General features: G+C 70.8%; 15 protein-coding genes and 1 tRNA gene. 11 read left to right on the top strand and 5 right to left on the bottom strand.

The features are described from left to right. Nucleotides 1–37 precede the first annotated feature (37 nt). Nucleotides 38–166, top strand: a complete 129-nt coding sequence (locus tag ABT300_RS12635; protein ID WP_003999697.1) for a DLW-39 family protein — start codon at nt 38–40, stop codon at nt 164–166. A gap of 192 nt (nt 167–358) precedes the next feature. Beyond that, nucleotides 359–1,891, top strand: a complete 1,533-nt coding sequence (locus tag ABT300_RS12630) for a hypothetical protein (protein ID WP_351674401.1) — start codon at nt 359–361, stop codon at nt 1,889–1,891. Here the strand turns inward: ABT300_RS12630 and ABT300_RS12625 are convergent. Together ABT300_RS12625 and ABT300_RS12620 are read right to left on the bottom strand one after the other, a co-directional pair. Further along, on the bottom strand, nt 1,855–3,546 hold the full coding sequence (locus tag ABT300_RS12625) for a protein kinase domain-containing protein (RefSeq protein WP_351674400.1): 1,692 nt from the start codon (nt 3,544–3,546) through the stop codon (nt 1,855–1,857). The genes ABT300_RS12630 and ABT300_RS12625 overlap by 37 nt on opposite strands. Nucleotides 3,547–3,878: 332 nt before the next feature. Further along, on the bottom strand, nt 3,879–4,427 hold the full coding sequence (locus ABT300_RS12620; protein WP_319276804.1) for a helix-turn-helix domain-containing protein: 549 nt from the start codon (nt 4,425–4,427) through the stop codon (nt 3,879–3,881). Between the two features lie 182 nt (nt 4,428–4,609). Here ABT300_RS12620 and ABT300_RS12615 point away from each other — a divergent pair. Continuing rightward, nucleotides 4,610–4,682 (top strand) — tRNA-Ala (locus tag ABT300_RS12615). A gap of 114 nt (nt 4,683–4,796) precedes the next feature. Here the strand turns inward: ABT300_RS12615 and ABT300_RS12610 are convergent. Next, a complete protein-coding gene (locus tag ABT300_RS12610) occupies nt 4,797–5,504 on the bottom strand; it encodes a DUF5324 family protein (protein WP_351674399.1) in 708 nt (235 codons plus the stop codon). Between the two features lie 485 nt (nt 5,505–5,989). On the opposite strand from ABT300_RS12610, the gene ABT300_RS12605 reads away from it, so the two are divergent. Continuing rightward, entirely contained in the window at nt 5,990–6,523 is a 534-nt protein-coding gene (locus ABT300_RS12605; RefSeq protein WP_351674398.1) for a peptidylprolyl isomerase, read from the top strand. A gap of 113 nt (nt 6,524–6,636) precedes the next feature. Continuing rightward, nucleotides 6,637–7,536 carry a rhomboid family intramembrane serine protease gene (locus ABT300_RS12600; protein ID WP_351674397.1) on the top strand — a complete coding sequence of 300 codons (900 nt, stop codon included), beginning with the start codon at nt 6,637–6,639 and terminating at the stop codon, nt 7,534–7,536. Between the two features lie 289 nt (nt 7,537–7,825). Here ABT300_RS12600 and crgA read toward each other — a convergent pair whose 3' ends face one another. Then, a complete protein-coding gene (gene crgA / locus ABT300_RS12595; protein WP_351674396.1) occupies nt 7,826–8,080 on the bottom strand; it encodes a cell division protein CrgA in 255 nt (84 codons plus the stop codon). Nucleotides 8,081–8,221: 141 nt separating this feature from the next. On the opposite strand from crgA, the gene ABT300_RS12590 reads away from it, so the two are divergent. The 6 genes from ABT300_RS12590 to ABT300_RS12565 are packed head-to-tail and all read left to right on the top strand — an operon-like array spanning nt 8,222 to nt 12,519. After that, on the top strand, nt 8,222–9,091 hold the full coding sequence (locus tag ABT300_RS12590) for a DUF881 domain-containing protein (protein ID WP_452987316.1): 870 nt from the start codon (nt 8,222–8,224) through the stop codon (nt 9,089–9,091). A gap of 32 nt (nt 9,092–9,123) precedes the next feature. Continuing rightward, nucleotides 9,124–9,807: a class E sortase gene (locus ABT300_RS12585; RefSeq protein ID WP_351674394.1), complete on the top strand. Its 684-nt coding sequence runs from the start codon at nt 9,124–9,126 to the stop codon at nt 9,805–9,807. Nucleotides 9,808–9,823: 16 nt separating this feature from the next. Further along, nucleotides 9,824–10,021 (top strand): hypothetical protein, encoded by a 198-nt coding sequence (locus ABT300_RS12580; RefSeq protein WP_319165820.1) that lies wholly within the window; start codon nt 9,824–9,826, stop codon nt 10,019–10,021. After that, on the top strand, nt 10,018–10,656 hold the full coding sequence (locus ABT300_RS12575) for an aminodeoxychorismate/anthranilate synthase component II (RefSeq protein ID WP_351674393.1): 639 nt from the start codon (nt 10,018–10,020) through the stop codon (nt 10,654–10,656). The genes ABT300_RS12580 and ABT300_RS12575 overlap by 4 nt, the downstream gene beginning before the upstream one ends. Further along, on the top strand, nt 10,653–11,708 hold the full coding sequence (locus ABT300_RS12570) for a class E sortase (RefSeq protein ID WP_351674392.1): 1,056 nt from the start codon (nt 10,653–10,655) through the stop codon (nt 11,706–11,708). The genes ABT300_RS12575 and ABT300_RS12570 overlap by 4 nt, the downstream gene beginning before the upstream one ends. A 52-nt stretch (nt 11,709–11,760) precedes the next feature. Next, entirely contained in the window at nt 11,761–12,519 is a 759-nt protein-coding gene (locus tag ABT300_RS12565) for a class E sortase (RefSeq protein ID WP_351674391.1), read from the top strand. A 120-nt stretch (nt 12,520–12,639) separates the two neighbouring features. Here the strand turns inward: ABT300_RS12565 and ABT300_RS12560 are convergent, their stop codons facing one another. Next, nucleotides 12,640–13,047: a hypothetical protein gene (locus ABT300_RS12560; RefSeq protein ID WP_351674390.1), complete on the bottom strand. Its 408-nt coding sequence runs from the start codon at nt 13,045–13,047 to the stop codon at nt 12,640–12,642. Between the last annotated feature and the right edge of the window lie 233 nt (nt 13,048–13,280).

Genomic DNA, 13,280 nt, shown 5'->3' with positions numbered 1-13,280 from the left:
AGAGATCCCCTACGCCAAGGAAAGACGAGGTAGCGCGGTGAAGAAGCTTCTCCTGGTCGCACTGGCCGCCATCGGCGGGCTCCTCGTGTACCGCCAGATCCAGGCGGACCGCGCCGAGCAGGATCTGTGGACGGAGGCGACCGACTCCGTGCCCACGGGTTCCTGAGTACCGATACCGAAGACTGAGCAGACCCCGGCCGCAGCTCGCGGTCGGGGTCTTGTGTTGCGCAACCCCCGGACTGCGGATACGCGCGGCCGAAGGCGGGCTTTTCGGACGACCGCCCGCAATGCACGGGTGCCACGCGCGCGTGCCGGGCAGGATGGCCCACGTTCGGTCCAAGGGGAGGGGGCGGCGTCGATGACCCGGCGTGCGGGGCGTGGGAGTGCCGGGGCGGCCCGGCGGCGGGCCGTGGTGCGGACCGCGGTCGTGGGAGCGGTGCTGTGCGCGGCCCCGGCGGCGCTGCCCGGACCGGCCGCGACGACCGCGAGGGCCGCGACGACGGCGCCGAGCGCGCCGAAGACGCCGGACGCCCCGCCCTACGCCTTCGCGGGCGACGCCCGCTCCGCACCCGCGGCCACGGGCACCGCCGCCGCCGTCGCCCTGGAGCCCGGCGCGACCTACCGCAGCTCCCTCGAGAGCCGGGGGAAGGCCTACTACCGCCTCGAACTCGACGGCACGTCGAACGTGTACGTCGCCGTCACGGCCGTGCCCCGGACGGACGCCGTCCTGTCCGTCGGCGACGGCGTCGGCGTCTCCGTGCAGAACGCCGACGGGGCGTCCTGCTCCCGCGACAAGGCGACCGTCGGCGCGTCCAAGAGCCCGCAGCCGATCACCGCGTGGGCCGCGCGCGAGATCTTCCCCGGCAGGGGGCTGTGCCAGAAGCCCGGGACGTACTACGTGGTCGTGGAGCGCACCGGCGTCACCCCGGACGGCGGCCGCGGCCGCGGCGGCGGAGATGGCGGCAGCGACAGCAGCGGCAGTGGCAGCAGCAGGGGCAGTGGCTCGGGCGCCGGTGGCGAGGAGAAGGGGACGGAGACGCAGACGGCCGCCGACGTGCCCTGGGAGCTGGAGCTCGCACCCGTCTCCGAGCCCGCCCTGCGGAAGGCGACCGCCACGAGCGCGCCCGAGGCGTGGGACTCCGCGACGCCCGCGCTGCCCGTCGCCGAGCGGGCGCCCGTGCGGGGCGGAGCCGGCTTCACCGGGGCCACCGTCGTGCGGCAAGGCGTCTGGAGCGACGAGATCGTCCCCGGCCAGACCCTCTTCTACAAGGTGCCCGTCGACTGGGGCCGACAGGTGTTCGCCGCGGTCGACCTGGGGAGCGCCGACAGGGATTCCGGCTATGTGGTCGACGCCCTGGACATGACGCTCTACAACCCGGTGCGAGCCGAGGTCAAGGACACCGCCGTGGGGTACGGCGGCGCCCAGAAGTCGACGGCGCTGCCTCCGCTCCCGCCGGTCGGCTACGCCAACCGCTACGCCTCCGCCACCTCCACCAAGTCCCTGCGGTTCGCCGGCGCGTACTACCTCGTGGTGCACCTCGCGGCCCAGGTGGGCGACCGGTTCGGGGACGGCCCCTACGGGCTGACCCTGCGGATCCGGGTCGACGGCCGGACACAGGGCGGGCCGGGATACGCGGCGCGGTCGGCGCCGCGCGGCGTCTTCGACGTCGGCGCCCCGGATCCGGAGCCGGAGGCGGCGGGCAGGGCTGACACCGTCGACGCGGCGCACAGCGGGACGCGGGGCGGCGACCCCGCGATGAAGGCGGTGGCCGTGGCCGGCATCGGCGCCGGAAGCCTGCTGCTCTCGGTGCTCGGCATCTGGACCCTGACCGCACGACGCCGGGCCGCCGCGGCTCAGATGCGGGCCAGCGCCCAGAACCCGACCGCGTAGCAGGCCAGCGCGAGCAGCAGCAGCGGCACCGTGACCTTCACCGGCGGCCCCGGCCGTCCCCGGCGGGCGGCGCGATGCCCCCGTCGGCCGGTCCGCGACGCAGGCGACTCCGCCGAGGCCGCAGGCGTGTGCTGCGGGTGGGGGACGTGCTGCGGGGACCGGGAGTCACGGGCGGTGTACGAGGCGGTCGACGACGTGTCGGCCCGCGGCTCACGGGTGGGCAGGGCGAACGTGGACTCGTACATGGGCCGGTACGGCTGGTACGCCTGGTACGGGGGCTGGTGGTGCGAGGGCGTGGGGGAGCCGGTCGACGGCGTGTGGCCGGAAGGACGGGGCGCGGGGGACTGCGCAGACGCCTGAGCGGACCCCGGCGCGGAGGGGAACGAGCCCGTCGTGGGCTGCGGAGGGGGCAGAGGGAAGCTGCCGGTGTCCGACATCGACGGGGAGGGCGCGGCCGAGTGCGACGGGGCCGGGTGCGACGGGGCCGGGTGCGACGGGGTCGGGGTGGCCTCGGCAGCGGGGGCCGGTGCGGGGGCGGACGCGGCAGCGGGACCTGGGAGGTGCGCTGGAGCCGAAAGGCGCGCGGGATCCGGAGCGTGCACGGAGCCGGGCGGCGGGGTGGCGGGCGGCGGGGTGGTGGGCCGGGGCGGCGCCTGAGCGGGCGGGGCGGACGGCCGAGACGGCACGGACGCGGCGTTCGGCCGGGCGTGATCCGGCGGGCCGACGGGCCGGGACGAGGGGCCCTCGGGGCGGGTGGTCGAGCCGTCGGGCCGGGGTGCGGGACCGTCGGGGCCGAACCCCCGGGGCAGCGACCCGAGTTGGTCGAAGATCTCGATCAGCTCGTCGTCCGGGCCCGGCTCCGGAAGAAGTTCGGCGGCCGCCGCGAGGGCCTTGCGCGCCCCGGTGGCCGTACGGAAGCGCGCCTGCGGGTCCGGCTGCAGCAGGGTGGCCACGACCTGCCACAGGGGCTCGGGGACGTTCTTGGGCGCGCCCGGCGTTCCGTGGTCCGCGAAGTGCTCGACCAGGGCCTTGGCGTCGGGCTTGGCCCCCTCGAGCAGGTACAGCGCGACCAGTCCGACGGCGAACAGGTCGGCGGGGAAGTCGGGGTCGGCGCCCAGCATCTGCTCGGGTGCGAGGTAGCCCGGCGTCCCCACCACGAGGTCGGTGTCGGTCAGCCGGGGCTCGCCCAGCCGCATCGCGATGCCGAAGTCGGAGAGCCTGAGGCGCGGCCGGGCCGTTCCGGTGGCCTCCAGCAGGATGTTGGCGGGCTTGATGTCGCGGTGCACGACGCCTTCCGCGTGGACCGCGGCGAGCCCGGAGAGCAGCTGGTCGAGCAGCGTGCACACGAACACCGGCGGCAGCGGCCCGTAGTCGCCGACGAGGTGGGCCAGCGAACCGCCGGCCACCAGGTCCATGGTGAACAGGACCTTGTCGTCGTCGGCCGCCCAGCTGGCGGGCGCGAGCACATGGGGATGGTCGATCCGCAGCGCCTGCTCGCGCACGAAGCGCAGCAGCGCGTGCGCGTCGCTCTGCTGGAGGACCTTGGCGGCGACATAACGGCGGCGGCGGTGGTCCCAGGCACGCCAGACCGCGCCGACCCCTCCGCGGCCGATCGGGTCGGCCAGTTCGTACCGTGCGGCGAAGACCTCACCCATGGCAGTGCGTCGCTCCTCCCCCTCGCCCCTACGGGTTCTCCCCCTTGCTACCCCCGTGACAGGCGATACGACCCCCGTGTCCCCCGTGGACTTCACGAACCCCGTGCGTCCCGCGCATCCCCCGTGTACCTGTGCCCCGTGTCCCCCGTGGACTTCACGAACCTGTACGTCCCGCGCGTCCCCCGTACGTCCCGCGCGTCCCCCGTGCTCTGCGCCCCGTGTCCCCCGTCACGTGGTGCCGTCCTCGGTGCTGGCCTGCGGCGCCGGCTGCCGCCCCCGCGGGCTGCCGACCTCCCGGCTGCCGAACCCCCTTCGGCTACCGGGTCCCGCGCTCAGCTCTGGTGGGACTGGTAGTGCGTCACGGCGTCGGAGGTGCGGCCGGCGCCGTACACCCGGAGGAACTCGGCCAGTTCGGGGTGGGTCGGGGCGAGCGTGTCGGCGGCGTCGATGATGTCGCCTGCGGCGGACACCGAGCGCAGCAGCGACTGGATCTCGCGGACCACCCGCTTGACCGTGGGCGCACCCGAACTGGTCGTCGACTGTGTGACGTTGCTGAGCACCGATCCCCCCTGCGACCGCTTGATCTCGTCCATGCGCTCGGTCGCCTCGGCGGCGCTGACGCTGCCGTCCGCGACCTGTGCGGCCAACTCCTGGAGCAGCTGCACCCGCTGCACCACCGCCGGATTGCCGATCTTCGCCCGCTGACCGCTCATCAGCTGCGACAGCATCGGCGCCGACAGTCCCAGCACCCCCGCGAGACGAGCCTGGTTGAGACCAAGATCGTCGATGAGCTTACGGAAGAGCGCCCCCAGTGGCTCCCCGTACCAGTTCCGCTGCAGTTCCCGCGCTCTCGCGGTCGCTTCCTGCTGTGCGGCGTCCATTGCGTCTCCCCATCGCTTCCCCAGAAACCGCGGTTCGCTGTAGCGAACCACGTCCGAGCATCTTACGGAGAGTGGTCATCCGCGGGGACCCCCAATCTTTTTGCGAGATACCCCCGGTGACCCGGTACTCTGGTCTGCGGCGCCCGCCGGGACGAGCTCGATTCCGTCGGACGTCACCTTCCGGGGCCTTAGCTCAGTTGGTAGAGCGCTGTCTTTGCATGGCAGATGTCAGGGGTTCGACTCCCCTAGGCTCCACAAAAAGACCCCTCCTACCTGCGGTGACGCAGATGGGAGGGGTCTTCTGCTGTGCTGGGGCGCGGTGCCGAAGCCGGTCGGCGGCCGTCGGGCGACCGTGGGTCGGCGGTCCGCTCAGCCGCGGTCGTCGCGGTCCGCGGCTTCCTCCTCGGCCTGCTTGGCCTGGACCTCGGGGTCCAGAACGGCCGGATCGGCGCTGCCGTCCACCGAGGTCAGGTTGGCGCCCTTGGCGGGCACCTCCGTGGCCGCCGGCGGCTCGACCAGCCAGTCCGGGTTGGCCTGCTTGTCCCACCACCGATAGGCCGCGTACGCGCCGCCGGCGACGGCGCCCAGCACGGCCAGCGCCTTGGCGAGCTTGCCCGCCCTGGCATGCCGCCGGTGCTTGCGCGCCAGCTTCTCGATCTCCTTCGGCGTCACCTGACCGCGCAGGGCGGCCAGCGCGGCGGCGCCACGGGCGGCGGCTTCATCCTTCACGGGGCCGGCCGCGGCCACCGCCTGTTCGATCTTCGGCCGGGAATAGTCGGCCGCCTGCCGGGCGGCGAGGCGGGTGCGGACGGCCGCTTCGTGCGCGGCCAGGTCGACCTTCGGCGGGACGTGCGTCAGAGCCTGTTCCAGGCGCGGGGCGACGTGGGCGCCGTACTGGACGCGGGCCTGTTCGGCGGCCAGCGACACCTTGGGCGCGAGCCGTACACGGGCTTCGTGCGCGTAGAGCGCGGCCCGTTCCTTGGCCGTGTCGGCGTAGGGCGCCACCACTTCCGCGGCGTGCAGCACGCTTCCCTTCGCCGAGCCGGTCGCGGCGCGCACGCTGTCGATGCGGGTCACGGGTTCCTCCTCCTCGGTGGCGTACGGTATTTCGACTTTCCACCCTTTTACGGATCATGCCTGCCGAGTGCGGTCGCGGCATGTGCGGGCGGGCATACGGGTGCTGATCACGTGCGATGGCGGACGGATTCGGGGGCACATCCGGGGCGGATTCCGCTCGGACTGTTGCGACTCAGGATGGATTCAGGACGGATTCAGGACAGATTCGGGGCAATGGCGACAGAGGTTCGCCAGAGCGACAAAACCGACGATGCCATGGATCGGCCCGGCTCGCCCCCGTCCAGGAGGACTCGATCGCTTTTTCCGAGCGGAAGCGTCGGATGCGGTCCCCTACGGGACCCGGACGGACCCGTACGGACCGTCCCGGGCACAGTGACGACCAGGACGGACCGGTACGACCCGGGACCGGTGGTTCGGCTTCGGCCGCCGAGGACCGTGCGAGGATCGGGGGGTCACCGGAAGACGACGGAAGGCAGATCAAGATCGTGGCCGAGCACCTGTACGCCACGCTGAAGACCAACTTCGGCGACATCGAGATCCGGCTCTTCCCGGACCACGCCCCCAAGACGGTCAAGAACTTCGTGGAGCTCGCCACCGGCGAGCGCGAGTGGGTCAACCCCAAGACGGGCGTGAGGTCGACGGCCAGGCTCTACGACGGCACCGTCTTCCACCGGGTGATCAGCGGATTCATGATCCAGGGCGGTGACCCGCTGGGCAACGGCACCGGCGACCCCGGCTACCAGTTCGCGGACGAGTTCCACCCGGAGCTGCGATTCGACAGGCCCTACCTGCTGGCGATGGCCAACTCCGGCCCGGGCACCAACGGCTCGCAGTTCTTCGTCACCGTCTCCCCGACGGCCTGGCTGACCCGCAAGCACACCATCTTCGGCGAGGTCACGGACGCGGCGAGCCAGAAGGTCGTCGACGCGATCTCCAAGGTGCAGACCAACCCGCGCACGGAGCGACCGCTGAAGGACGTCGTCATCGACTCGGTGGTCGTGGAGCGCCGCACGACCTGAGTCCGGATGCGCGGCAGGCCTTCGGGAACCAAACGCCCTGCTGGTCCGTAAGGATGAGCAGGGCGGTTCCTTCACCTGCTCCGACGACTTCAGACCACCCACTGGGAGCCCACATGGACCAGGCGTCCGGCAGCCGGCAGGACGACGCACACAGCGGCCCGCCCGTCTGCTACCGGCACCCCGACCGGGAGACCGGCGTGCGCTGCACCCGCTGCGACCGCCCGATCTGCCCGGAGTGCATGGTCAGCGCCTCCGTCGGCTTCCAGTGCCCGACGTGCGTCCGCGAGGGCTCCGGCACCGGGCACGCCCCGAGCGCCACGCAGCCCCGCACGATCGCGGGCGGCGCGGTGGCCGCCGACCCGCACCTGGTCACGAAGGTCCTCATCGGCCTCAACCTGGCGATGTTCCTGGTCCAGCAGGCCGTCGGCGACAGCTTCACCGACCGGTTCGACCTGATCGGCCGCGCGTTCATGCCGGCCCTCGGATTCGGCGAGCTGCAGGGCGTGGCCGAAGGCCAGTGGCACCGGATGCTGACCGCGATGTTCCTGCACGGCAGCTACATCCACATCCTGTCCAACATGCTCAGCCTCTGGTGGATCGGCGGCCCGCTCGAAGGCGCCCTGGGCCGGGCCCGCTACCTCGCCCTGTACATGGTGTCCGGGCTCGCCGGCAGCGCGCTGACCTATCTGCTGGCCGCACCCAACCAGGCCTCGCTCGGCGCCTCGGGCGCCGTCTTCGGGCTCTTCGGCGCGCTCGCGGTGCTGGTGCGGCGCCAGCGCTACGACATGCGTCCGGTGATCGCCCTGCTGGTGATCAACCTGGTCATCACGTTCGGCTGGAGCGGTATCTCCTGGCAGGCGCACGTCGGCGGTCTGGTCGCAGGCCTCGTCGTCGGCGCGGCCATGGTGTACGCGCCGCGCGAGCGCCGTGCTCTCGTCCAGTTCGGGACCTGCGCGTTGATGCTGGGCGTGGTCATCGTCGTCACCCTCCTGAGGACCGCCCAGCTCACCTGAGCGCGCTGTTGTCCACAGTCTGTGGCGAATCTTGTGCACAATGTGCGGGAACAGCTTCGCCCCCTGCCCTCGACTTGCGTTTCCGCAGGTCAGGTAGGGGGCGAACAGCTTTTCGAGTGAAGGTGACGACCGGTAGTTAGGTCACACCGGCGTCAACCTCCGAGAGGTTATCCACAGATCGTCGTTCTTTCCCCAAGTGTGGAAACCGCTGTGGATAACTCTGTGGAGAGTCATGGGCAGAGCTGGTCGGAGCCTTGGACGCGGTCCTGGAGGGGGCCTTGGGCGCCCGTCACTTCCACTGCGTGGAGACGCCGAACCCGGCCGCGATGAACCCGAAGCCGACCACGATGTTCCAGTTGTTCAGCTGGTCGATGGGCAGCGTGCCGTCGGTGACGTAGAAGACCACGATCCAGGCGAGCCCGAGGATGAACATGGCCAGCATCACCGGTGCGACCCAGGCGCGACTGTTCAGCTTGATCGCGGTCGCCTGCTTCGCCGGAGGCGGCGTGTAGTCGGCCTTCTTGCGGATACGTGACTTCGGCACGAGGGTCTCTCCTGTCGATGCGCTGCGTGGCCGCGCAGGTACTGGGTCGGGCTCGGGGGCTGCGTACTCGGGGGGCTGCTGGGCTCCCCCGGGCGTCCGTTAGCGTAGTGCTTCTACGGCGCTGAAGGAGATAAGGGTACGTTGAGCAATTCTGCCGACTCCCCCCGGACGGGATCAACGGGTTCCGCGCCCGATCCCGGACACGTTTCTCCATCGAATTCCCCGGAGGCAGCGGACTCGGCCGTTCCGCCTTCGCCCTCACCCGGCCGCAGGGGCGGTTTCGGCGGCTTCCGGCCGGTGCGGCTGCTCACGATCGGCGTCTTCGCCCTCGCCGGCCTCCTCTTCTTCACCAGCTTCACCACCGCCAAGGGCACCAACATCCGCACGGACGCCTCGCTGCTGAAGCTGTCGGACCTCATCCAGGAGCGCAGCCAGAAGAACGGAGAGCTGGACGAGACCAACGCCGCCCTGCGCGACGACGTGGAATCGCTGGCCGAGGCCGACGACGGCAGCACCCAGGCCCAGGACGACAAGCTCGCCGGACTGGAGAAGAGCGCCGGCACCCAGAAGCTCAAGGGCCGGGCCATCACCGTCACGCTCAACGACGCCCCGCCGAACGCCACCGCCAAGCTTCCCGGCTACCCGGAGCCGCAGCCGGACTACCTGGTCATCCACCAGCAGGACCTCCAGGCCGTGGTGAACGCGCTCTGGCAGGGCGGCGCCCAGGGAATCAAGGTCATGGACCAGCGGCTGATCTCCACCAGCGCCGTGCGCTGCGTCGGCAACACCCTGATCCTCCAGGGCCGCGTCTACTCCCCGCCGTACAAGATCCAGGCGGTGGGGGACCCGGAGAGGATGCAGCAGGCGCTCGCGGACTCCAAGGCGATCCAGAACTACATGGTCTACGTCAACGTCTACGGCCTCGGCTGGAAAGTGACCGAGGACGGGACGGTGACTCTGCCGGGCTACTCGGGCACAGTGGATCTGCACTACGCCAAGCCTGTGGAGTAGCGGAGCAGCGGCAGCCGGGGGCGCCTGTGTCGGTGCGGGTGATCGTCAGGACGTTCAGCGAGCTGTGCGTCACCGTGGGAGCCGTCATCGTCCTCTTCGTCGTCTATGTGCTGTTCTGGACCGGCGTGCGAGCCGACCGGGCCATGGACGACCAGATCGACGCCCTGCACGAACAGTGGGACCGGCAGGCCGCGGGACCCGCCCCGAGCGCGAGCCCCACCGGCGCCGCGCCGCAGCCGTCCTATCGCGGCGGCCGGCCCTTCGCGGTGATGTACATCCCGCGCCTTGGTTTCACGTGGAACAAGCCGGTGCTCGAGGGGACGTCGGCCGGCACCCTGAAGAAGGGGCTGGGCCACTACACGGGGACGGCGCGGCTCGGGCAGAGCGGGAACTTCTCCGTCGCCGGCCACCGCCGGACGTACGGCGATCCGTTCAAGGACTTTCCCGAGCTCAGAGCGGGTGATGCCGTGGTGCTGACGGACGGGACGACCTGGTTCACGTATCGGATCGACAAAGGGCCCTACAAAACAGTGCCCTCGGACGTCGAGGTGATCGACGCTGTGCCACGTAAGTCGGGGTACACGCGTCCGGGCCGGTACCTGACGTTGACCACGTGCGATCCCGAATGGGGCCACAGTCACCGGCTGATCGTCTGGGCGCACCTGGACTCCACACAGCCCGTGGAGGCAGGCGAACCCAGGGCTCTGCGCCGTTAGTCTGGTGGTGTACGGCGTGAGTCAGGTGCCGTGGTGCGACGGAAGGGACGGCATGTACGGCTGGATCTGGCGGCATCTGCCGGGAAACGCGTGGCTGAAGGCGCTGATCTCGATCGTGCTGGTGGTGGCCGTGGTGTACGCGCTGTTCCAGTACGTCTTTCCGTGGGCCGAACCGCTGCTTCCCTTCAACGATGTGACGGTGGACAACCAGTGAGCGCGCGCATTCTCGTCGTCGACAACTACGACAGCTTCGTCTTCAACCTGGTCCAGTACCTGTACCAGCTGGGCGCCGAGTGCGAGGTCCTGCGCAACGACGAGGTCTCCACGGCCCACGCGCAGGACGGCTTCGACGGCGTTCTGCTGTCCCCGGGGCCCGGTACGCCCGAGGAGGCGGGCGTCTGCGTGGAGATGGTCCGGCACTGCGCGGACACCGGGGTCCCCGTCTTCGGCGTCTGCCTGGGCATGCAGTCGATGCAGGTGGCGTACGGCGGGGTCGTGGACCGCGCCCCGGAGCTGCTGCACGGCAAGACCTCGCCGGTGGAGCACGAGGGCAGGGGTGTCTTCGCCGGTCTGCCGTCGCCGTTCACCGCGACCCGCTACCACTCGCTGGCCGCCGAGCCGACGACGGTCCCCGCCGAGCTCGAGGTCACCGCCCGGACCCACGACGGCATCATCATGGGCCTGCGTCACCGCGAACTGCCCGTCGAGGGCGTGCAGTTCCACCCGGAGTCGGTGCTCACCGAGCACGGGCACCGGATGCTGGCCAACTGGCTGGTGGAGTGCGGCGACCAGGGCGCGGTGGCGAGGTCGGCGGGGCTCGCCCCGGTGGTGGGCAGGGCCACGGCGTGACCGCGCTGCGGCCCGAACGCGAGGACTCGTACGGCGCCGCGTCGGACGGGTCCTTCGGCGGTGAGCCGTACGGCGCCGACCCCTACGCGGAGCAGGCCTACCGGCCGCCCGTCGACGAGGAGACGGTGGCGCTGCGGATACCGCCGTCGCTCACGTTCGGCCGTGGACCCGTGGCCGCCTCTGGGGACTCAGCCGTCACTCCGGCCCCCGGAACCCCAGCAGGCGGACGAGCGGCCCGCAGGAAGGCCGCCAAGGGGCGCCGTGGGCGTCACGGCGGTCCGGGTGAGGCGTCCGAGTCGGACAACGGGTCCGACGCACCCGCGCAGGACGAGCGGCCGCTGTCGCGCGTCGAGGCGCGCCGCCGGGAACGGGCGCGCAAGCCGAGCCCGGCGGTGGTCGCCAGCCGGGCGATCGGCGAGGTGTTCATTACCACGGGCGTGCTGATGCTCCTGTTCGTGACCTACCAGCTCTGGTGGACGAACGTGCGCGCCCACGCGCAGGCGGACCGGGAGGCGAGCAGCCTCCAGGACGACTGGGCCAGCGGCAAGCGTGCTCCCGGCGCGTTCTCGCCGGGGCAGGGCTTCGCCATCCTGCACATCCCCAAGCTGGACGTGGTGGTGCCGATCGCCGAGGGCGTCAGCAACAAGAAGGTCCTCGACAAGGGCATGGTCGGCCACTACGGCGAGGCTCCGCTGGCGACGGCGATGCCCGACGCCAAGACCGGGAACTTCGGGCTCGCGGGCCACCGCAACACGCACGGCGAGCCGTTCCGGTACATCAACAGGCTGCAGGCGGGCGACCCCATCGTCGTCGAGACGCAGAACGAGTACTTCGTCTACAAGATGACGTCGACGCTGCCGGTGACCGCGCCGAGCAACACGAGCGTCCTGGATCCGGTGCCGCCGGGCTCCGGACTCACCGGGCCGGGCCGGTACATCACCCTCACCACCTGCACGCCGGAGTTCACCAGCAAGTACCGCTTGATCGTCTGGGGCAAGATGGTCGAGGAACGGCCGCGCAGCAAGGGCAAGCCGGATGCGCTCGTCGAATAGGCGTGCGGTCCTGTAGCCGTGCGGTCCGTAGGCGTGCAGCGAGTAGGGGCAGATGAACGTGGCAGCGACCACCGGCGACACCGAGCACGAAGAGCACACGCGCGTGGACGCGTCCGGGCCGGCGCCGCGTCGCAGGGGCAGCCGTGTCGCCCTGGCCGTCAGTGTCTTCGGGGAGCTCCTCATCACGGTCGGCCTGGTGCTCGGCCTGTTCGTCGTCTACTCCCTTTGGTGGACGAACGTCGTCGCCGACCGGCACGCGGACCGGCAGGGCGACCGGGTGCGCGACACCTGGGCGCAGGAGCCCGCCGGCCCGGGGGCGCTCGACACCAAGGACGGCATCGGCTTTCTGCACGTCCCCGCCATGAGGAACGGGGAGGTGCTGGTCGCGAAGGGCACCTCGTCGAAGATCCTCAACGAGGGCGTCGCCGGCTACTACACGGACCCGAGCAAGGCGACGCTGCCGATGACGGGCAAGGAGGGCAACTTCACCCTCGCCGCCCACCGCGACGGCCACGGCGCGAAGTTCCACAACATCGACAAGCTGGAGAAGGGCGACCCGATCGTCTTCGAGACGAAGGACAAGTGGTACGTCTACAAGGTGTACGACATCCTCGACGAGACCTCGAAGTACAACGTGCAGGTCCTCGCCCAGGTCCCGAAGGAGTCGGGCAAGACGAAGGCGGGCCACTACATCACCCTGACGACCTGCACCCCCGTGTACACGTCCCGGTACCGGTACGTGGTGTGGGGAGAGCTGGTACGGGTCGAGAAGGTCGACGCCGACCGCACCCCGCCGAAGGAACTGAGCTGACGGTCCTCGTCGAGGACGATCCGGCGCGCCCGGCACGCCGAAGGCCCGAAGCCGCGCGTACTGCTCGCGGCTTCGGGCCCTTTCCGTCGTGCGGCGACTTCGAGCGGCGGCTCGTGTCCGTCAGATCCAGTCGACGCAGGAGTTCAGCTTGGTGTCGCCTTCGAACCGGGCGACCTCGGCCCCGATGTCGAAGATGCCGGAGCTGTCCGTGGCCGTGGTGGCCGCGTACTCGTGGTCTCCCTTGCCGCCCGCGGCCTTGTGCCACGGCCAGTAGTGAATCGTCCCGTCGTGCTGCTTGGACAGGAAACGGATCCGCGCGTGGTGGCCGTCCGCCAGCGTGTCCGTGATGTGCCATTCCAGCTTGAGCGTGCTCACCGCCCCTTTGAAGCTCGGGACGTAGGCGAAGCCGTCCGCGCCGGTCGTGGTGCAGCCCGGGCTGAAGGCGTTCGCCTCAGCGGGGCTCGTGGTCAGGGTCGCTACGAGCATGGCAGCCGCCGCCACGCCGAGCATGCGGGCTGTCCTCTTCAAGACTCTTCCCCCTTGCAGCATGTGTGAACTCGCCTCGGAGGCCCCTGTGTTCCGGTCAGGGCCCCCGCTTGGGGCGTGTTCTTTGCATGGGCATGCTAATGCTTTCCGATCACGGGCGCACGGAAAGAAGGCGCCGGCCCCCCGCTCGCGAAGGGGGGCGGGGCCGTTGCGGGTAAAGTTAGGAAGATCAAACCTAAGAAAACAAGTGAACCAACAAAAAAAGCGGATTGGGG

Source organism: Streptomyces sp. NPDC001027, assembly GCF_040299045.1.
Classification (GTDB): domain Bacteria; phylum Actinomycetota; class Actinomycetes; order Streptomycetales; family Streptomycetaceae; genus Streptomyces.
This window is presented reverse-complemented; position numbering and strand designations above follow the sequence as displayed.

Coding starts and splice junctions, on each gene's coding strand:
- ABT300_RS12630 (WP_351674401.1), top strand. CDS start 359: ATGACCCGGCGTGCGGGGCGTGGGAGTGCCGGGGCGGCCCGGCGGCGG.
- ABT300_RS12620 (WP_319276804.1), bottom strand. CDS start 4,427: ATGGACGCCGCACAGCAGGAAGCGACCGCGAGAGCGCGGGAACTGCAG.
- ABT300_RS12565 (WP_351674391.1), top strand. CDS start 11,761: ATGAACGTGGCAGCGACCACCGGCGACACCGAGCACGAAGAGCACACG.
- ABT300_RS12625 (WP_351674400.1), bottom strand. CDS start 3,546: ATGGGTGAGGTCTTCGCCGCACGGTACGAACTGGCCGACCCGATCGGC.
- ABT300_RS12600 (WP_351674397.1), top strand. CDS start 6,637: ATGGACCAGGCGTCCGGCAGCCGGCAGGACGACGCACACAGCGGCCCG.